Annotated in this window: 18 protein-coding genes; 11 read left to right on the top strand and 7 right to left on the bottom strand. The window is 73.4% G+C overall.

Translation table 11 applies throughout. The features are described 5' to 3' along the window. Nucleotides 1-7: 7 nt before the first annotated feature. Nucleotides 8-1,345, bottom strand: a complete 1,338-nt coding sequence (allB, locus tag ACZ6EG_RS12405; protein ID WP_391968485.1) for an allantoinase AllB — start codon at nt 1,343-1,345, stop codon at nt 8-10. Nucleotides 1,346-1,588: 243 nt separating this feature from the next. Between allB and allR the strand changes: the two genes are divergently transcribed. After that, complete coding sequence (allR, locus tag ACZ6EG_RS12400) at nt 1,589-2,392, top strand: allantoin degradation transcriptional regulator AllR (RefSeq protein WP_053139235.1); 804 nt, start codon at nt 1,589-1,591, stop codon at nt 2,390-2,392. Between the two features lie 42 nt (nt 2,393-2,434). On the opposite strand, the gene ACZ6EG_RS12395 is transcribed toward allR, so the two are convergent. After that, a complete protein-coding gene (locus ACZ6EG_RS12395; protein WP_469603984.1) occupies nt 2,435-2,749 on the bottom strand; it encodes a DUF5955 family protein in 315 nt (104 codons plus the stop codon). Between the two features lie 231 nt (nt 2,750-2,980). On the opposite strand from ACZ6EG_RS12395, the gene ACZ6EG_RS12390 reads away from it, so the two are divergent. Next, nucleotides 2,981-3,580 carry a nucleotidyltransferase family protein gene (locus ACZ6EG_RS12390; RefSeq protein WP_391968487.1) on the top strand — a complete coding sequence of 200 codons (600 nt, stop codon included), beginning with the start codon at nt 2,981-2,983 and terminating at the stop codon, nt 3,578-3,580. Nucleotides 3,581-3,799: 219 nt separating this feature from the next. After that, entirely contained in the window at nt 3,800-5,422 is a 1,623-nt protein-coding gene (gene aceB / locus ACZ6EG_RS12385) for a malate synthase A (protein WP_391968488.1), read from the top strand. Between the two features lie 69 nt (nt 5,423-5,491). On the opposite strand, the gene ACZ6EG_RS12380 is transcribed toward aceB, so the two are convergent. Continuing rightward, nucleotides 5,492-6,406, bottom strand: a complete 915-nt coding sequence (locus ACZ6EG_RS12380; protein ID WP_391968489.1) for a HipA family kinase — start codon at nt 6,404-6,406, stop codon at nt 5,492-5,494. A 212-nt stretch (nt 6,407-6,618) separates the two neighbouring features. Further along, complete coding sequence (locus tag ACZ6EG_RS12375; protein WP_391968490.1) at nt 6,619-8,154, bottom strand: IucA/IucC family protein; 1,536 nt, start codon at nt 8,152-8,154, stop codon at nt 6,619-6,621. Between the two features lie 95 nt (nt 8,155-8,249). Between ACZ6EG_RS12375 and ACZ6EG_RS12370 the strand changes: the two genes are divergently transcribed. From ACZ6EG_RS12370 to ACZ6EG_RS12360, 3 genes are all read left to right on the top strand, one after another. Further along, a complete protein-coding gene (locus ACZ6EG_RS12370; RefSeq protein WP_469603978.1) occupies nt 8,250-9,749 on the top strand; it encodes an IucA/IucC family protein in 1,500 nt (499 codons plus the stop codon). 62 nt (nt 9,750-9,811) lie between these two features. Next, complete coding sequence (locus ACZ6EG_RS12365) at nt 9,812-11,086, top strand: VWA domain-containing protein (protein WP_391968492.1); 1,275 nt, start codon at nt 9,812-9,814, stop codon at nt 11,084-11,086. Continuing rightward, on the top strand, nt 11,086-11,889 hold the full coding sequence (locus ACZ6EG_RS12360) for a hypothetical protein (RefSeq protein WP_469603975.1): 804 nt from the start codon (nt 11,086-11,088) through the stop codon (nt 11,887-11,889). Before ACZ6EG_RS12365 ends, ACZ6EG_RS12360 begins: the two co-directional genes overlap by 1 nt. Before the next feature lie 115 nt (nt 11,890-12,004). On the opposite strand, the gene ACZ6EG_RS12355 is transcribed toward ACZ6EG_RS12360, so the two are convergent. Beyond that, nucleotides 12,005-12,646, bottom strand: coding sequence for a winged helix-turn-helix transcriptional regulator (locus tag ACZ6EG_RS12355; protein ID WP_391968494.1), 642 nt, complete (start codon nt 12,644-12,646; stop codon nt 12,005-12,007). An 87-nt stretch (nt 12,647-12,733) separates the two neighbouring features. Here ACZ6EG_RS12355 and ACZ6EG_RS12350 point away from each other — a divergent pair, with 87 nt between their 5' ends. The 4 genes from ACZ6EG_RS12350 (at nt 12,734) to ACZ6EG_RS12335 (ending at nt 15,771) form a co-directional block, all read left to right on the top strand. Continuing rightward, nucleotides 12,734-13,942, top strand: a complete 1,209-nt coding sequence (locus ACZ6EG_RS12350) for a pyridoxal phosphate-dependent aminotransferase (RefSeq protein WP_391968495.1) — start codon at nt 12,734-12,736, stop codon at nt 13,940-13,942. 50 nt (nt 13,943-13,992) lie between these two features. Further along, a complete protein-coding gene (locus ACZ6EG_RS12345) occupies nt 13,993-14,592 on the top strand; it encodes a histidine phosphatase family protein (protein WP_384692055.1) in 600 nt (199 codons plus the stop codon). Nucleotides 14,593-14,640: 48 nt separating this feature from the next. Continuing rightward, nucleotides 14,641-15,285, top strand: coding sequence for a hypothetical protein (locus ACZ6EG_RS12340; protein ID WP_391968496.1), 645 nt, complete (start codon nt 14,641-14,643; stop codon nt 15,283-15,285). 63 nt (nt 15,286-15,348) lie between these two features. Then, a complete protein-coding gene (locus ACZ6EG_RS12335) occupies nt 15,349-15,771 on the top strand; it encodes an acyl-CoA thioesterase (protein ID WP_366766378.1) in 423 nt (140 codons plus the stop codon). Between the two features lie 13 nt (nt 15,772-15,784). Here ACZ6EG_RS12335 and ACZ6EG_RS12330 read toward each other — a convergent pair whose 3' ends face one another. Further along, on the bottom strand, nt 15,785-16,186 hold the full coding sequence (locus ACZ6EG_RS12330) for a winged helix-turn-helix transcriptional regulator (RefSeq protein WP_391968497.1): 402 nt from the start codon (nt 16,184-16,186) through the stop codon (nt 15,785-15,787). Nucleotides 16,187-16,283: 97 nt separating this feature from the next. On the opposite strand from ACZ6EG_RS12330, the gene ACZ6EG_RS12325 reads away from it, so the two are divergent. Next, nucleotides 16,284-17,720, top strand: coding sequence for an MFS transporter (locus ACZ6EG_RS12325; protein ID WP_391968498.1), 1,437 nt, complete (start codon nt 16,284-16,286; stop codon nt 17,718-17,720). Nucleotides 17,721-17,806: 86 nt separating this feature from the next. Here ACZ6EG_RS12325 and ACZ6EG_RS12320 read toward each other — a convergent pair whose 3' ends face one another. Beyond that, on the bottom strand, nt 17,807-19,198 hold the full coding sequence (locus ACZ6EG_RS12320; RefSeq protein WP_391968499.1) for a nucleobase:cation symporter-2 family protein: 1,392 nt from the start codon (nt 19,196-19,198) through the stop codon (nt 17,807-17,809). Nucleotides 19,199-19,382 lie beyond the last annotated feature (184 nt).

Genomic DNA, 19,382 nt, shown 5'->3' with positions numbered 1-19,382 from the left:
GGACGCGTCAGGCCCGGTCGAGGAGCTGTCCCTTCGGCTCGGTGAACGCGCCGTCCACCACGACGCGCTGTCCGCGCAGCCAGGTGGACTTCACGACGCCGTACAGGGTCTTGCCCGCGTAGGCGGTGACGCGGTTGCGGTGCTGGAGGGCGGCCGGATCGACGGTGAAGGTCTCGTCGGGGGCGAGGACGGCGAAGTCGGCGTCGTGGCCGGCGGCGATGGCGCCCTTGCGCCCGTCGAGTCCCACCTGGCGGGCGGTGTTCGCGGACATCCAGCGCACGATGTCCTCCAGGCCGAGGCCCCGCTCACGGGCCTTGGTCCACATCGCCGGGAGGCTGAGCTGGAGGCCGGCGATGCCGCCCCAGGCGGTGGCGAAGTCGTCGGTCTTGAGGTCGGCGGTGGACGGCGAGTGGTCGGTGACCACGCAGTCGATGGTGCCGTCGACCAGTGCCTGCCACAGCAGGTCCTGGTTGGCGGCCTCGCGGATCGGCGGGCAGCACTTGAACTCGCTGGCGCCGTCGGGTACTTCCTCGGCGGTGAGGGTGAGGTAGTGCGGGCAGGTCTCGACCGTCACCCGCACGCCGTCGGCGCGGGCCTCGGCGATCAGCGGCAGGGCGTCGCTGGAGGACAGGTGGAGCACGTGCACGCGTGCGCCGAGCCGCTTCGCCTGGGCGAGCAGGCCGGCGATCGCGGTGTCCTCGGCGTCGCGCGGGCGGCTGGCGAGGAAGTGGGAGTACTTGGGGCCGCCCTGCTGCGGGGCCGCGGCCAGGTGGTGCGGGTCCTCGGCGTGCACGATCAGCAGGCCGTCGAAGGCGGCGATCTCCGCGAGGGAGCGGGCCAGCTGCTCCTGGTCGAGGTGGGGGAACTCGTCCACGCCCGAGGGGGACAGGAAGGCCTTGAAGCCGAAGACGCCGGCCTCGTGCAGCGGGCGCAGGTCCTTGACGTTGTCGGGCAGGGCGCCGCCCCAGAATCCGACGTCGATGTGGGCCTTGTCCGCGGCGACCTCGCGCTTGGTGCGCAGGTTGTCGACCGTGGTGGTCGGCGGGATGGAGTTGAGCGGCATGTCGACGAGGGTGGTGATGCCGCCGGCCGCCGCGGCGCGGGTGGCGGTCCAGAAGCCCTCCCACTCGGTGCGGCCGGGGTCGTTCACGTGCACGTGGGTGTCGACCAGTCCGGGCAGGACGACGTGGTCACCTACGTCCTCCAGCCGGGCGCCCGCCGGGACGGGGGCGTCGTACGGCAGGACGGCCGTGATCCTCTCCCCGGCCACCGCGACGGACGCGGCGCGTGTCCCCTCGGGAGTGACGACGCGCGTCGAGCGCAGCACCAGTTCAGCCTCGGACACCCGAACCCCTCTCTCCGCCGATCTCCGCCGACGATTTCAACGTTCTGTTGAAGGAGTCTTCATTCCCGGTTCCACCTCGTCAAGAGGCACCCTTTGTGTAGGCGTGACCACGACCGAGCCCTGGACGTTTCCACAAAGCGGAATTAGAATTCCAGCAAGCAGAACGTAGCTACGTACAAGCCGGTAGTCAACCGGCCGCCGGGTACGCTTCTTTCCTCCCGCCAGCCCCGAAAGGAACGTGCCGTGCCGACGTCCAGCGCCAGCACCACCGACTCCGCCAGGTCCGCCACAGGCGGCGTCCAGTCCCTGGAGCGCGCCTTCGACCTGCTCGAACGGATGGCGGACGCGGGCGGCGAGGTCGGCCTGAGCGAGCTGTCCGCGAGCAGCGGGCTGCCGCTGCCGACGATCCACCGCCTGATGCGCACCCTCGTGGCCTGCGGATACGTACGTCAGCAGCCCAACCGCCGGTACGCCCTCGGCCCCCGCCTGATCCGGCTCGGCGAGTCCGCCTCCCGGCTGCTCGGCACCTGGGCCCGCCCGCACCTGGCCCGGCTGGTCGAGGAGACCGGCGAGACGGCGAACATGGCCCTGCTCGACGGGGACGAGATCGTGTACGTCGCCCAGGTGCCGTCCAAGCACTCGATGCGCATGTTCACGGAGGTGGGCCGGCGCGTGCTGCCGCACTCCACCGGCGTGGGCAAGGCGCTGCTGGCGGACTTCCCGGCGGACGAGGTGCGGGCGCTGCTGGGCCGGACCGGCATGCCGGCGGCGACCGAGAAGACGATCACCACGCCGGACGGTTTCATCGCGGCGCTGGCGGACGTGCGGCGCCAGGGCTACGCGATCGACGACAACGAGCAGGAGATCGGCGTCCGCTGCCTGGCCGTCTCGGTGCCGAACTCCCCCACCGCGGCCGCCATTTCCATCTCCGGCCCGGCGGGCCGGGTCACGGAGGCCGCGACCGACCGCATGGTGCCCCTGCTCCAGCAGGTCGCGGCCGAACTGTCGGAGGCCCTGCTGGCGTCGAACGGCACCCCGGCCGCCTGAGCGCGCGCCGCCCGCGGTCCCGGCCGCGTCCCGGGCGGCGCCTCAGCGGCGGGGCGGGTCGCCGAAGAGCTCCACGGCCCGGCGGACCTCCGCCAGCCCGGGCGACAGGGCGCTGACCGAGCCGATCGCGCCGGCTATCAGCAGCAGGGAGCGGTGCAGCCGGGAGGTCTCGGGCACTCCGTGCGCCGTCATCGCGGCGAGGTCCGCCAGTTCCTCCTCGGCCACCACCCGGTCCGGGAAGTCGGCGGGCAGCGCCGCGAGCCGGCGACGCAACCGGGACACCGCGGTCCGCAGTTCCGCCACTCTGACGTCCTCGTCGCCGACCGTCACCTGCGCCTGCCCCAAGCTCCGCAACACAGCCCCTCCCCTCGCGCCCCGCCGGCCGCACGCCGTCGTGCGCCCCTGCGCGGGAACGTGCCGAGCACCCCGTGCGCTGGTCGGGCGCCGGAGACGCGGGTCAGTAAACGCCACCCGGAGCGGGCCGCGCCACCGGGCGGACCGAAATTCAGTCCTATGAGCAGCCCGCCACGAACCGCACCGCGGACACACCCGCCGGAACAACGCCGACCGGTCGGGTATGCAGGACCCATGACTGACGACGAAGACCAGGTGACGGGGTTGCTGCTGGCCGCCGGCGGCGGGCGGCGGCTCGGCGGACGCCCCAAGGCACTGCTCGAACACCGTGGACGCCCGCTCGTCGAACACGCGGTCGCCGCCCTGCGGGCGGCCGGGTGCGCCCGCGTGCACGTCGTCCTGGGGGCGCGCGCCGAGGAGGTGCGGGCGCGGGCGGCGCTCGACGGATGCGTCCTGGTGGACAACCCCGGCTGGGAAGAGGGCATGGGGTCCTCGCTGCGCGCCGGGCTGGGCTCGCTGACCGGCACGGGAGCGCGGGCCGCACTGGTCTCCCTGGTGGACCAGCCCGGCATCGGGGCGGAGGCGATGGCCCGGGTGCGCGCCGGGTACCGGGGCGAGACCTCACTCGTCTCGGCGGCGTACTCCGGGGTGCGCGGGCATCCCGTCCTCCTCGGCGCCGCCCACTGGGCGGGCGTCTCGGCGACTGCGACCGGGGACCGGGGGGCACGCGCCTACCTGAGGGAACACGAGGCGGAGATCGCGCTCGTGGAGTGCGGGGAGGTGGCGCTGCCGTACGACATCGACACCGCGGCCGACCTGCGCCACCTTGAGTGAGGGCCGTGGCACTGGGCGCCACCTTCCCTCGACTCAGAGAATCTCGACATCAACACTCCTTGAAGTTCCACGATGAGGAAACTACTATCCACTGTCCAGAAGCACTCGACCCTCCCCACTCTCGGCTGCGCTCGACCGGGGGGACCCCCACCGCGAGTGTGTGATGCCCCATACGCACCCTCTGGCACCCGGTGCCACCGCTGAAGGAAGTGACAGCTCATGTCCGCACCAGCGCCGTCCACGCTGGCCATCGTCGACGCCGAGCCCCTGCCCCGGCAGGAGGAGGTCCTCACCGATGCGGCGCTCGCCTTCGTGGCCGAGCTGCACCGGCGGTTCACGCCCCGGCGTGACGAGCTCCTCTCCCGCCGTGCGGAGCGCCGCGCCGAGATCGCCCGCACCTCCACGCTCGACTTCCTCCCGGAGACCGCCGCGATCCGCGCGGACGACTCCTGGAAGGTGGCCCCGGCCCCGGCCGCGCTGAACGACCGCCGCGTCGAGATCACCGGCCCCACCGACCGCAAGATGACCATCAACGCCCTCAATTCGGGCGCCAGGGTCTGGCTCGCCGACTTCGAGGACGCCTCCGCCCCGACCTGGGAGAACGTGGTCCTCGGCCAGCTCAACCTGACCGCCGCCTACACCCGCACCATCGACTTCACCGACGAGCGCACCGGCAAGTCGTACGCCCTGCGCCCCGACGCGGAGCTGGCGACGGTCGTCATGCGCCCGCGCGGCTGGCACCTGGACGAGCGCCACCTCCAGGTCGACGGCCGTCCGGTCCCGGGCGCGCTGGTCGACTTCGGCCTGTACTTCTTCCACAACGCCCAGCGCCTGCTGGACCTCGGCAAGGGCCCGTACTTCTATCTCCCGAAGACGGAGTCGCACCTGGAGGCCCGCCTCTGGAACGAGGTCTTCGTCTTCGCGCAGGACTACGTCGGCATCCCGCAGGGCACCGTCCGTGCCACCGTCCTGATCGAGACGATCACGGCCGCGTACGAGATGGAGGAGATCCTCTACGAACTGCGCGACCACGCCGCCGGGCTGAACGCCGGCCGCTGGGACTACCTGTTCTCCATCGTGAAGAACTTCCGCGACGGCGGCGCCAAGTTCGTCCTGCCGGACCGCAACGCGGTGACGATGACCGCCCCGTTCATGCGGGCGTACACCGAACTCCTCGTGCGCACCTGCCACAAGCGCGGCGCGCACGCGATCGGGGGCATGGCCGCGTTCATCCCCTCGCGGCGCGACGCCGAGGTCAACAAGGTCGCCTTCGAGAAGGTCCGCGCCGACAAGGACCGTGAGGCGAACGACGGTTTCGACGGCTCCTGGGTCGCCCACCCCGACCTGGTCCCGATCGCCATGGAGTCCTTCGACAAGGTCCTCGGCGACCAGCCGAACCAGAAGGACCGGCTGCGCGAGGACGTCGACGTGCGGGCGGCCGACCTGATCGCGATCGACTCGCTGGACGCCAAGCCGACGTACGCGGGTCTGGTCAACGCCGTGCAGGTCGGCATCCGTTACATCGAGGCGTGGCTGCGGGGCCTGGGCGCGGTCGCCATCTTCAACCTGATGGAGGACGCGGCCACCGCCGAGATCTCCCGCTCGCAGATCTGGCAGTGGATCAACGCGGAGGTCGTCCTCGACAACGGCGAGCAGGTCACGGCAGAGCTGGCCCGCAAGGTCGCCGCCGAGGAACTGGCCAACATCCGCGCCGAGATCGGCGACGAGGCCTTCGCGTCCGGCAACTGGCAGCAGGCCCACGACCTGCTGCTCACGGTGTCGCTCGACGAGGACTACGCCGACTTCCTGACGCTGCCCGCCTACGAGCAGCTGAAGGGCTGACGCCCGGTCCGCTCACGGACACGCCCGCGCCCCCGGTACCGCACAGCACCGGGGGCGCGGGCCTGTGTTTCAGGACAGGTGCCGGGACCAGTCCGGCGCGGCGGAGGGCTTGCCGTGCAGGTCGGGGACCCGCTTGAGCCAGTCGGGACGCCCGCGCCGGGTACGGGCCGCGCGGGCGGCGTCCTCGGCGGCGAGCTCCTCGCGGGACGGGAAGTCGGTGGGCAGCCAGTCGCGCGAGGCGCGCACCCGCGCGGACAGCCAGCCGACGTAGGCGTCCCTGACCTCGTCCGGGGTGTCGAAGCCGGCCTCGCGGGTCAGCCAGTCGTCCGGCACCCGTGCGACCACCTCACGCAGCAGCTCCTCCGTCACCTTCGGCGCCAGCTCGGCGTCGGCCGCCCGGACGTCCGGCGCGTACCGGCCCAGGGCGTGGTGGCGGAAGTCGTACGCCTTCTCCGGCGCGGAGGCGTCCCAGCGGTGGTGGAAGACCAAGGCCGCGCCGTGGTCGATGAGCCACAGCCGGGCCGGCGCCACGCCGAGGGTGGGCCAGACCATGAGGTTGGAGCTGTGCACGGTCCGGTCGACGTTCACGGTAAGGGCGTCCAGCCAGACGACGCGGCCGGCCTCCCCGGGGCCGACGGGAAAGTCCCTCGCCAGCTCGGGCGTGAGGTCGGCGCCGCCCGACAGGTAGTCCATGCCGAGGTTGAGTCCCGCGCTCGCGTTCAGCAGGTCCCGCACCTCCTGGTGCGGCTCGTCGGCGGCGGTCTTGGGGTCGAAGTGGGCGAGGACCAGCTCGGGCACCCTGAGCCCCAGCTCACGGGCCAGCTCCCCGACGATCACCTCGGCGACCAGTGCCTTGCGGCCCTGCGCGGAGCCGGTGAACTTGACGACGTAGGTCCCGAGGTCGTCGGCCTCGACGACACCGGGGACGGAGCCGCCCGCGTGCAGGGGCGTGACGTAGCGTGTCGCGCTGACGCTCCTCAGCATCCTGTCTCCTCCCCGGCCCGTCCGGAACCGCTCGGTCGCCGCCTCCGGGCTCCGGCACCGCCCGAGCATAGTGACCAAGCGTGACAGATCGACGAGCGGTCCCCCGGAGCGTGGCGCGGACACGGCCGGCCGGCCGTCCCGGTACGCCCCGTACCGCCGACCTCGCGGACGCCCGCCCCCCGCGCGCCCGGGGACGACCGCGTCCCCGCCCCTCAGGGCTCCCGCAGCGGGTTGGGCAGCGGCCGGTAGCGGGCGTCGGCGCCGTCCGCGCCCGTCCAGCGGAGCAGGAGGTTGGTCTTGCCGGGGAGGCTGGGCGAGGCGAGGAGCGCGGGGATCTCGGGCAGGTCGTGCCGGGCCAGGGCGCGGCGCGCGGCGGGCCAGGGGTCCAGGCCCGGATGGTGCTCGGCCAGGGCGCCGGCGATCTCGCAGAGGTGGTTGACGACCAGGCAGTAGACCAGCCGTTCCCAGCCGGCCGCCCGGGAGGTGTCCGGCAGCAGCTTCACGCCCTCGGCGTCCCGGAACAGGGCCTGCACCGGGGTGCCGCCGGCGTCCACGGCGACCAGGGTGTTCTGCAGGTGTGCCTCCAGGACCACGCCGTCGTCGGCGAAGGCGGTCAGCACGGGCGGGACGACGGCGGCGAGGTACGCCTCCCACCAGGCGGCCGGGTCCGCGGTGCGCTCCAGCGGGCTGCCCGGGAAGCCCTCCACCAGAGCGGCGGCGAGCAGCGGGGTCGCGCCGGGCAGGACGCGGCCGCGCAGTCCGTCCCGCACGACGACGGCCAGCTCCTCGAAGGCGAAGTCCGTGGTGCGGTGCCCGCGGTCGGCGAGCCAGGCCGCCGGGGGGCCGATGGCGTCGAAGGCCTCGCTGACCGCCGTGTCGGTGCGGCGCAGTCTCAGCAGGTCGTGCCGCCACAGGCGCCGGATGTCGTTGGTGATGCGGACGTCGAGGCTGAACTTGAGGAACAGGTCGCGCCCCGGCGGGTACGCGGGGGCGTACACCGTGCGTACCGCGGCCGTCGGCCAGACGGGGAAGCCCGTGGTGCCGAGCCGGCGGATCCGCCCGTCGGCGAAGGCCGGGGCCAGGGCGGCCGAGGCCAGCCGGAGCTGCCAGGGGTGGGCGGGCAGCATCCGGTAGCCGGGCGGGGCTTCGCCGAGGGCGTCCAGCGCGGTGGTGTCCCCCTCGTCGACGACCGTGTCCTCGCGCACGGCCAGCAGGGCCAGCGGGAAGCGGGCGTGCGCCTCGGGCGCGTAGGGCAGCCAGTCGGCGTGCGGTCCGCCGCCGCGCGCCTTGGGGGCGGGGTGGTGGGTGTGGCCGGTGAGGAGGGACTGCTCGGAACGGACGTACGGGTCCACGGGCGGGGTCGCCCGCGCGCGGGCCGTCAGCAGCGCGGCCACCGCGTCGCGGCTGTCGGTCATCTCGGTGGGCAGTTCGTGGTTGGGCAGTCCGGTGTGCCGGCGCAGTTCCTCGGCGACGAGTTTCACCAGCTCGGCGTGGCCGGCGCGGTGCCATCCGCCCGCCGCGTACACCTCGGGCTCGGCGGGCCGCCGGCCTGGCCGCACCCGCAGCAGTCGGCCGCCGGGGAGCCGGTACACCGGCCGGGCGCCGGCGTCCGGCAGCGGTTCGGCCACTTCGCGCAGCAGGCAGTTGAGCAGCGGTACCGCGGCGTAGGCGTCGGCGCGATCGGCGACATCGTCCCGGGGTGCGGCGTCGGCGCCGGTGGGCGGGGGCAGGAAATCCACGCGTTCCACTCGTTCCCTACGGTCTGTCAAAGGGTGGAGACGATCAGTATGTCTGTCGTCGTTCCCGAGCAGTGCCGTCCCGTCCCTACCCGAGGAGTCCGCCCGTGCACCGTCCCTGCGCCACCGAGGCCGAGGTAGCCGACGAGCTGGCGGCCGTGCGCCCCGCTCTCGTGGCCCGGTTCGTGGCCGAACTGCCCGGCGCCCGCGCCGCGGTGCTCTCCCGGCTCTGGCGTGCGTTCGCCCACGAGCCGATGCCGTGGATCGCGGGCCGCGAACCGGCCCCGGGGGAACTCGTCCTGCGCCTCCGGGACGGCCGACGGCTGGCCGGTCCGGCCGCGGACCCGTACCGCACGGACCCGTACGTGCGGGTCGTACGGCTGGACGAGGTCGCGTACGGCGATCCGGCGCGGCTGATGACCGACCTCGCCGTACCGCGTTCCGCGGGGTTCGCCGCCGAACTCGGGCACAGTGCCGCGTCGCTGGCCCTGTCGCACGCGGCCCGCGAGGATCACCCGGACGAGTGGCCGCGGACCGACTGGGCCTGGGAGCAGCGGGTGGTGGACGGGCATCCCTTCCACCCCAACTGCCGTGCCCGTCCAGGCTTCTCGGTGGCCGAACAGCTCGCGTACGGGCCCGAGCACGGGCCTGTGGTCGGGCTCGGCCTGGTGCCGGTGGCGGAGACCGGATGCCTGGTGACGGGGGCGTGGCCGCGGGAGCTGCGGGACGGTGCGCGGATCCTGCTGCCGGTGCATCCGTGGCAGGCCGCGCACGTGCTCCGGCGACCGTGCGAGGGACGGCTCGCCGCGCATCCGCTGATGTCCCTGCGCACCCTCGCGGTGCCCGGCGGACCGCACGTCAAGACCGCGTTGAGCGCCCGGCTGACGTCCTCGGTGCGGGACATCTCGGTCGCCTCCGTCGCCGCGTCGGCGACCCTGTCGTCGTTCGGTGAGGAGCTGGCGGCACGCGCGGACGGCCTGCTCCACGTGACCCGCACCCTGGGCGCGGCCACCGCCCACTCCCCCGACCTCGCCGCCGTACTGCGCGAGTCGCCGCGGGTGTACGCGGCCGCGGGCGAGCACGTCGTCCCGGTGGCGGCGCTGGCGACCACCGAACTGCCCCGCTCGCCGCGGTGGACGGCCCGCCTCGCCCGTCTCGCGCTCACCGTGGGGCTGCGCGCGCTGGAGCTGGGCGTGGCCCTGGAGGCGCACGGCCAGAACCTCCTGGTGGTGCTGTCCGCGACGGGCGAGCCGCTGCGCCTGGTCTACCGCGACCTGGCCGACATCCGGGTCTCGCCGGCCCGCCTGGCCCGCCACGGTGTCCCGGCCCCCGAGCTGCCCTCCCGCATGCTCACGGACGATCCGGACGCCCTGCGCCGCAAGGTGTTCGGTTCGCTGGTGGGGGGCGCGCTGGCGTCGGTCGCGGGCTCGGGCGCGGCGCTGCGGGACGCCCTGGGGACGGCCGTGCGGGAACTGCCGCGCACCCCGGACCTCGCGGCCCTGTGCGGGGCGCCGCTGCCGGTCAAGGCGCTGACCCTGATGCGTACTTCGCCCGGGAGCGGCGGGGACCAGTGGGCACAGCTGCCCAATCCGCTGGACTGGAAGTGACGCCGGGACGTCGGCGCGGTCTCGTTTTGGAGCCCGGCCCCGTTGATCCATAAGATCCGCCGATGATCACAAGAACACGGCTGGCGGCGGGCGCTTGTGCCCTGGTCGCCGCGCTGGCGGCCGGGATCGCCTTCCCGGCCGGGGCGTCGGCCGGTGAACCCACGGGTGAGGACGCGCCGAAGGTCGACCTGGTGCTCGACGTCAGCGGTTCGATGCGGACCCGGGACATCGACGGCGGGACGCGGATGGCCGCGGCGAAGCAGGCGTTCAACGAGGTGCTCGACGCGACGCCCGAGGAGGTGCGGCTGGGCATCCGGACCCTGGGCGCCGACTATCCGGGCGACGACCGCAGGACCGGCTGCAAGGACACCGCGCGGCTCTACCCGGTGGGACCGCTGGACCGCACCGAGGCCAAGACCGCCGTGGCGACGCTGGCGCCCACCGGCTGGACGCCGATCGGCCCCGCCCTGCTGGCGGCGGCCGACGACCTCGACGGCGGCGACGGCTCCAAGCGCATCGTGCTGATCAGCGACGGCGAGGACACCTGCGCCCCGCTCGACCCGTGCGAGGTGGCCCGCGAGATCGCCGCCAAGGGCATCGGGCTGACCATCGACACGCTGGGCCTGGTCCCGAACGCCACGATGCGGCAGCAGCTCAGCTGCATCGCGGAGGCGACCGGAGGGACGTACACCTCCATCGAGCACACCGACGAACTCACCGACCGGGTCAACCAGTTGGTGGACCGGGCGGCCGACCCGGTGGTGACCCCGGTCGCCACCGAGGGCGCCGGCACCTGCGCGAAGGCGCCGACGCTGGAGTCGGGGCTGTACACCGACCGCGCGGAGTTCGGGCAGCAGCGCTGGTACCGGGTGGACGTGCTGCCCGGACAGGAGGTGCGCGCCTCGGTGAGCGTGGGCGCCGACCGGGCGGTGAACCCGTCCTACGGCGTGCTGCTGCGGGCGGTCACGGTGCACGGCCGGGAGATCGTGCGCGGCGAGGCGACGGGCGACGGCCGTACGGACGTGATCTCCACGGGCCTGCGCTATCCGAAGGCGGAGCGCGACGACGCGGACGCGGACAAGCCGGCCGCGGAGACCGTGTGCCTCCAGGTCACCCACTCCTTCTCCGTCGCCGCGGGCGTGAAGACCACGCCCGGGCTGCCGCTGGAGCTGACCGTCGACGTCGTGGACGGGCCGTCGGACGCCGACGACGTGGCCTCCTTCGGCCTCGGACGCGGCTGGTGGCTGCTCGGCGTGCTGGTGCTCGTCGGCTTCCTGGCCGGCCTGCTGTGGGGCTGGCTGTCGCGCTGGCGGTTCGCGGTCTGGAGGACCAACTGATGCGTGTCGGACACGTTTTGACGGCCGCCGCGGTCCTGCTGGGCGTCGCCGCGTCGCCCGCGGCGGCGGACGCGTCGCCCTCCGCGAGCCCGTCGGAGGACGGGGGCGCGCCGACGGCGGCGGGTACCTCCTTCCGCACGGCGGCCGAGATCGAGCAGGGGCGGCCGGCCACGGCGAGCGGCGCCGCGGGCGACTACCTGTACTGGTCGTTCCCCGCCGACGCCGGACAGCGCCCCACCGTGCGGGCCACGGTGAGACTGCCCGAGACACACGCCGCCGAGACCTGGCGGGTCGACGTCTACGACGGTCTGCGGCGCCGCCAGGCCTGCCAGTACGGCGCGCAGACCCGCACGGCGGCGGCGGACGCCGGCTCCGTGGAACTGGCCTGCGTGCTGCGCACCGTGCGTGCCTGGTCCGAGCCGTGGGCGAACGACCCGCTGCCCGGGACGTACTACGTCCGGCTGACGGTCGTGGACCTGCCGACGTCCGACCTCGGCGTCCGGGTGGGCGCGGAGGTCGAGGTGGACTCCATGGACATGGGCGGGGCGTCGGCGGTGGACGGTTCGCTGTCCGAGCCGCTGGTGCCGGGCGCGGCCGTGCGGCCGGACGCCGACGAGGACGGCGCCGACCGCGGCGCCGTGCTGTCCGCGATCGAGCCCGAGGACGGCTGGTCCTCCGGCTGGTGGTCCGACCGGTGGGTGTGGACCGGGATCGGGGGTGTGCTGGCCGCGCTCGCGGGCGTGGGCGGATACGCCCTGACCCGCGGCTCGGGGCGGCCCAGCCGGGTGCCGCCGACAACGTGACCCGCGGACGGCCTGACCCTGCATCAGGCCCGCTCACGGGCTGACCGGCTCCAGAAGGCCGCACACCGGCCGCCCCACCTCGGAAGGCCCGCTCACCGGCGGGCCTTCCTCCGCGTCAGCCCTCGCGGAGCGCCTTGGCCGCCGTGCCCTCCCCGGTCACCTCCACGCGGCCGTCCCGCACCGCGTCCCGCAGGCTCAGCTCGCCGCGGCCGATGGCCGCGCAGGTCGGGGCGTCCAGCACGATCCGGGCGCCGGCGCCTCGGGGGGCGGGACCGTCGCCGTACACCGGCTCCTGTCCGTCCGCCCCCGCGTACAGGTGGAACTCCCCCTCGTCCAGCCCGACCTCGACGACCTCCTCACCGGCCCCCGCCTCCCGCAGGGCGCGCCGCAGCGGCAGCGCGAACCAGTGCGCCCGCACGGCGTCCGTGGGCCGCCGCTCCCCCAGCTCGCCGGCGCCCCACACACCGAGCGCCTCCAGCACCGGCAGCAACGCGCTTCCGCGCGGGGTGAGTTCGTAGACGTACGCCGCTCCCGGCGGGGGCAGCCGCCGCCGGGTCGCCAGGCCGCCCTGCTCCATGTCCTTCAGCCGCGAGGCGAGGACGTCCGTGCTGACGCCGGGCAGGTCGGCGTGCAGGTCGGTGTAGCGCCGCGGACCGGCGAGCAGCTCCCGGACGATCAGCAGGGTCCAGCGGTCGCCGACGGCGTCGAGCGCGCGGGCGGCGGAACAGTACTGGTCGTAGCTTCGGCGAGGTGGCATGCGACGCAGTGTAGACAAGTTGTTGGACTTTCCAAGCTCTCACTTGGTAAAACCAAGCAACACCAGTCACCGGAGGGGAAGCGCCGCATGGAGTTCCGGCAGTCGAACAAGCTCAGCGAGGTCTGTTACGAGATCCGCGGCCCGGTCATCGAGCAGGCCAACGCGCTGGAGGAGGCGGGGCACAGCGTGCTGCGCCTGAACACCGGCAACCCCGCTCTCTTCGGTTTCGAGGCGCCGGAGGAGATCCTCCAGGACATGATCCGCATGCTGCCGCAGGCGCACGGCTACACCGACTCGCGCGGCATCCTCTCCGCCCGCCGGGCCGTCGCCCAGCGCTACCAGGGCCTCGGCCTGGAGGTCGGCGTCGACGACGTCTTCCTCGGCAATGGCGTGTCGGAACTCGTCTCCATGGCCGTCCAGGCGCTGCTGGAGGACGGCGACGAAGTGCTGATCCCCGCCCCCGACTTCCCCCTCTGGACGGCGGTGACCACCCTCGCGGGCGGCAGGGCGGTGCACTACCTCTGCGACGAGCAGGCCGAGTGGTACCCGGACCTCGCGGACATGGAGTCCAAGATCACCGACCGCACCAAGGCGGTCGTCGTCATCAACCCCAACAACCCCACCGGGGCCGTCTACCCCAAGGAGATCGTCGAGGGCATCCTCGACCTCGCCCGCCGGCACGGCCTCATGGTCTTCGCCGACGAGATCTACGACCAGATCCTGTACGACGACGCCGTCCACCACTCGGCCGCCGCGCTCGCGCCCGACCTGGTGGTCCTGACCTTCTGCGGGCTGTCCAAGACCTACCGGGTGGCGGGCTTCCGCTCCGGCTGGCTGGTGGTCACCGGGCCGCGGCAGCACGCGCGCGACTACCTGGAGGGCCTGACCATGCTGGCCTCCATGCGCCTGTGCGCCAACGCGCCCGCGCAGTACGCCATCCAGGCCGCGCTCGGCGGCCGCCAGTCGATCCACGAGCTGACCGCGCCCGGCGGCAGGCTGCGCGAACAGCGCGACGTCGCCTGGGAGAAACTGAACGAGATCCCGGGCGTCTCGTGCGTGAAGCCCAAGGGCGCGCTGTACGCCTTCCCGCGCATCGACCCCAAGGTGCACCCGATCCACGACGACGAGCGGTTCGTCCTGGACCTGCTGCTGCGCGAGAAGATCCAGGTGGTCCAGGGGACCGGCTTCAACTGGCCGGGCACCGACCACTTCCGCATCCTCACCCTGCCCCACGCGGACGACCTGGAGGCGGCCATCGGCCGGATCGGGCGGTTCCTGGGCGGGTACCGGCAGTGAGCCGGGCACCGCGGTGCGCGATGCCCGGTGCGGACGCATAGCCTGGGGCCATGGGTGATCTCTTTCTCGTCCGGCACGGTGAGACCGAGTGGTCGCGCTCCGGGCGGCACACCGGGCTGACGGACGTTCCACTGACCGAACAGGGGCGGGAGCAGGCGCGGAGCCTGGTGCCGCTGATCCGGTCCCACCGGATCGGGGCCGCGTTCGTCAGCCCCTTCCAGCGGGCCCGGGAGACCGCCGAGCTGATCGGCCTGCACGGGGTGCGGATCGATCCGGACCTGCACGAGTGGGACTACGGCGGGTACGAGGGGATCACGACGGTCGAGATCCACCGCAGCCGTCCGGACTGGTTCCTGTTCACGGACGGCGTCGCGCCGGGGCCCCCGGAGCACCCCGGGGAGACGCCCGAGCAGGTGGGTGAGCGCGCCGACCGGGTGCTGGCCCGGGTCGAGGCCGCCTTCGCCGACACCGAGGGCTGCGTGGTGCTGGTGGCGCACGGACACTTCCTGCGGGTGCTGACCGCGCGGCACCTGGGGCTGGAGCCGTCCCACGGGGCGCTGTTCCAGCTCGGCACGGGCACGCTGTGCCGGCTGGGCACCGAGCACGGGCGGCCGGTGGTCGCCGCCTGGAATGTCAGACCTCCGTCGTAGTCTTCGAAGGCGTCACCGGTGACGGAACCGGTGGCGGAAGGAGACGCCGTGGCCCCCTCGCCCACCGCCGCGCAGCGGCGGGTCATCGACGCCGCCGACCCCGTGACCGGCCGCCTGCGGGGGACGCGGACGCAGCTTGAGGCGCTGGTCAAGCGCGGGCTGGCCTTCCGGCACCCGCGCCCGCCGCACGACCACTTCCTGACCCCGGCCGGGCACCGGATACGCGAGGCGCCGGCCGGGCCCGCGGCGGCCCCGGCCCCCGAGCCGGCCGCACCGGCCGCGGGCGGGGTCTTCGCCGCGCGGGTGGGCGGCGAGGAGACCGTGCCGGGCGAGGCCGGGCCGGCGCGGCTGCGCGAGGTGCGCGGCGCCTGGCAGGGGCTGCTGGAGCTGCGCCGGATGACGCACTCCGACGGGAGCAGGGACCGGCCCTGCGCCTGGGAGCGTACGCACCTCGTGCAGGCCGCCGCGCTCGCCCTGGAGGCGGCGGGCCGTCGCCCGGCGGGGCCGGACGGTGGCGCCGGGTACCGGGTGCGGGCGACACCGCAGCCCGAGGCGGTCGCCGTGCACGAACCCGACGGCGCGGCGCTGCGGGACTGCGCGGCGACGCTGGAGGAGGCGGGCTGGCAGGTCGGGGAGCACACCGAGCCGCGGACGCGCGAGCGCTACCTGCTGGCCTCCCCTCGGAAGGTCTGAGCCACCCGTGTCAGGATCGGCGGGGCGGCATCCGCCGTCCCGGTACGAGAAGAGGCGAAACCCGTGAGCGAACCGTTCTCCGTCCCCGTGACCGTCCGCGGGTACGAGACCGACACCCAGGGACACCTGAACCAGGCCGTGTACCTGAACTACGCCGAGCACGCCCGCTGGTCGCTGCTCCGCGCGGCCGGCATCCGGCAGACCGACCTGGTCGCCCGGGGTGTGGGCCCGGTCGCGCTGGAGACGACCATCCGCTACCGGCGGGAGCTGCTCGCCGGTGACGAGGTCGAGGTGTCCTGTGTCTTCGAGTGGGGTGAGGGGAAGACCTTCCGGATCGTGCAGGTCCTGAGCAAGGCGGACGGCACCGTCGCCGCCGAGATCGAGGCCGTCGGCGGGCTCATGGACCTGACCGCCCGCAAGCTGGTGGCCGATCCGCGGCAGCGCTTCCGGGAACTGGCGTCGGACCCGGGGTTGTTCGGCCTGTGATCCGACGCCGCGCTCAGGCGTCCACCAGCTCCGGCCGGTGCTCGGTGTCATAGGCCGCACGGGCCTCGGCGATGTAGACGCGGTTGCGCTCGGCCCAGTTCGTCAGGTGCCGCAGCGATTCGTACAACTCCAGGGCCACCTCCGTCAGTTCGTACTCGACTTTCGGCGGTACGGTCGGATGGACGGTGCGCACGACGAGTCCGTCGCGCTCCAGGTTGCGCAGGGTCAGCGTCAGCATGCGGCGGCTGATGCCCTCGATGCTGCGCTCCAGTTCGGTGAAGCGGATGGGGCCGGGCGCGGCGGCCACCAGGATCTGGACGCTCCACTTGCCCGCCACCCTGTCAAGAACCTCGCGCACCGGGCACGCGTGCGCGTTGACTGCCTGGGACGTAACACCGGTGTTCCTCTGGGACATCGAACTGCCTCCTTATGCCGGTCCCCAGGGTTACCCACGATGGTCTCCGTCACAAGCAGTGCACCTGGGAACCACGACAAGCGGAGGCCCCGTCGCCATGACGACCATGATCGAGTCCCCGGCCCGGCCACAGTCCGGAGCAGCCTCGCGGTGGCGGGCCCTGGTCGTCCTGTGCGCGGGAGCGCTGATGACGATCCTGGACGGCAGCATCGTCACCGTCGCCATGCCCGCGATCCAGGCCGACCTCGGCTTCAGCGGCCCGGGACTCGCCTGGGTGGTCAACGCCTACCTGATCCCGTTCGGCGGCCTGCTGCTGCTGGCCGGTCGGCTGGGCGACCTGGTGGGCCGCAAGCGGATGTTCACCACGGGACTGGCCCTGTTCACCGTGGCGTCCGTGCTGTGCGGCGTCGCCACCGACCAGGGGCTGCTGATCGCGGCGCGGGCGCTCCAGGGCGTCGCGGGGGCGATGACCATGGCGGTGGTGCTCGGCATGGTGGTCGCGCTCTTCCCCGAACCGCGCGAGCGGGCCCGGGCGATCGCCGTCTTCAGCGCGGTCGGCGCGGCGGGCGGGGCGCTCGGCACCTTCCTCGGCGGGGCCCTCACCGAGGCGCTGAACTGGCACTGGATCTTCCTGATCAATCTGCCGATCGGTGTCGCCGCCTGGCTGGCGGCCGTCCGCGTCCTCGCCCCGGACGCCTCCGCGGGCTCGGTCCGGGGCGCCGACTACCCGGGCGCGGCGCTGGTCACCGGCGCGCTGATGCTGACGGTGTACACCATCGTCGGCGCCGGTGATCTCGGCGCCTCCACCACGGCGGTCCTGGCCCTCCTCTCCCTCGCCCTGTTCGCCGCCTTCGCCGTCCGGCAGGCACGCGCCGCCCTCCCGCTGCTGCGGCTCCGGCTGTTCCGCTCCCGGCTGCTGACCGGCGCCAACGCGGTGCAGGTGCTGATGGTGGCGGCCATGTACGGCTTCCAGTTCATCGGCGCGCTGTACCTCCAGCGGGTGCTCGGTTACGGCGAACTCGCCACCGGCACGGCGTTCCTGCCGGCCCCCGTGGCGATCGGGGTGCTGATGCTGGGGTTCTCGGCGCGGACCGTCGGTCGGTTCGGTGCGTACCGGGTGCTGATGGCCGGACTCGTGCTGATCGTCGCGGGGCTGGCGCTGCTGAGCCGGGCCCCGGTCGACGGCTCGTACGTCCCCGACGTGCTGCCGCCGATGCTGCTGCTGGCCGTCGGGTTCGCCGCCGCGATGCCCGCGCTGACGGGGCTGGCGATGACCGGGGTCCGCGAGGAGGACGCGGGGCTGGCCTCCGGCTTGTTCAACACCACGCAGGTGGTGGGTGGTTCGCTGGGGCTGGCGGTGCTGTCGACGCTGGCCGCGGACCGTACCGAGGGGCTGGTCGGCGAGGGCGCGGCTCCGGTGGTGGCGACGGCCGAGGGGTACCAGCTGGCCTTCCGGGTGGCGGTGGCGGTCGCGGCCGCGGCGCTGGTGCTGGCCGCGGCGGTCCTGCGGGAGCGTGCCGGACGGGGCAGGTGACCCGCGGGAGCCATGACAGGTGAGGGCCGGCGCCTCCGATGGAGGCGCCGGCCCGCCTAACGCCCGGGGCTCACCCGGTGCGGGGCTCACGTCCCGGCCGGGGCCCGGGTCGCGGTCGCGCCGGTGATCTCCTCCCCCGCCTCCATCGGATGGGTCACGTCCTCCGCGTCCTGTCCCTTGCCCAGGTGGTTGAAGACCAGGTTGAGCACGACGGCGGCCAGGCAGCCGGTGGAGATGCCGGAGTCGAGGATGATCTTCGCGTTCTCCGGGAACGAGTGGTAGAACTCCGGGGCCGCGATCGGGATGATGCCGACGGCCAGGGAGACCGCCACGATCAGGACGTTGTTGTCCTTGTCGAGGCTCGCCCGCACCAGGGTCTGGATGCCGCTGGCCGCGACGGAGCCGAAGAGGACCACGCCGGCGCCGCCGAGGACCGGGCGGGGCACGACGGCGATGAGCGAGGCCGCCATGGGGCACAGGCCCATCAGCACCAGGAAGCCGCCGCCCGCGGCGACGACGTAGCGGCTGCGGATCTTCGTCATCGCGACCAGGCCGATGTTCTGCGCGAAGGCGCTGCACATGAAGCCGTTGAACAGCGGGCTGATCGCGGAGCCGAGGGTGTCGGCGCGCAGGCCGGCCGCGATGGTCTTCTCGTCCGCCTTGCGGTCCACGATCTCGCCCAGGGCGAGCATGTCGGCGGTGGACTCGGTCATCGAGACCACCATCACCACGCACATGGAGAGGATCGCGGCGAGCTGGAACTGCGGGGCGCCGAAGTGGAACGGGGTCGGGAAGCCGACGACGCTGGCGTCCGCGACCGGTCCGAAGTCCGTGACGCCGAAGGGGATCGCGATGATCGTGCCCGCGACCAGGCCGAGCAGCACGGCGATCTGCTTGACGAAGCCGCGGGTGAAGCGGCGCAGCAGCAGGACGACGACGAGGGTGATCGCCGCCAGGCCCAGGTTGGTCGAGGAACCGAAGTCGTCCGCCTCGGGACTGGAGCCCTGCGCCCACCCGAAGGCGACGGGCAGCAGGGAGATGCCGATCAGGGTGATGACCGTACCGGTGACGACCGGGGGGAAGAACCGGATCGCCTTGCTGAAGAAGGGGGCCGCGAAGAAGCCTATGAGTCCGGCGACGATGACGGCGCCGAAGATGATCGGCAGCGCGTCGGACTTGTCCTCGGTGGAGGCGACGATCGCGGTCATGGGGGCGACACCCGCGAAGGTGACGCCGTTGACGAAGGGCAGCCGGGCACCGATCTTCCAGATGCCGAGGGTCTGCAGGAAGGTGGCGAGGCCGGCAGTGAACAGGCAGGCGCCGGTCAGGAAGGTGAGTTCGGTCGCGGACAGCCCTATGGCCGCGCCGACTATCAGGGGTGGTGCGACTACTCCGGCGTACATGGCGGCCACGTGCTGCAGGCCGGTTGTCGCCATCTTCAGGGGCGGGAGTTTTTCGTCTACAGGGTGGTCGGCCACGGCGGCGTCCCTCCGGTCGGTTACACGTCGGCTCTGACGCGGGTGTCATGGAGGTGGTGCGGGTGGTGACGGTCGTGCGGGACCGTGACGGACCGTCTGGGGAAACGGTGACCGCTCCCGGGGCGTGCGTATGGACGCACGCCCCCGGAGACGGCCGCCATGGACCCCGCTCGGGTCCACGGCT

It is taken from the genome of Streptomyces sp. NPDC041968 (assembly GCF_055589025.1).
This window is presented reverse-complemented; position numbering and strand designations above follow the sequence as displayed.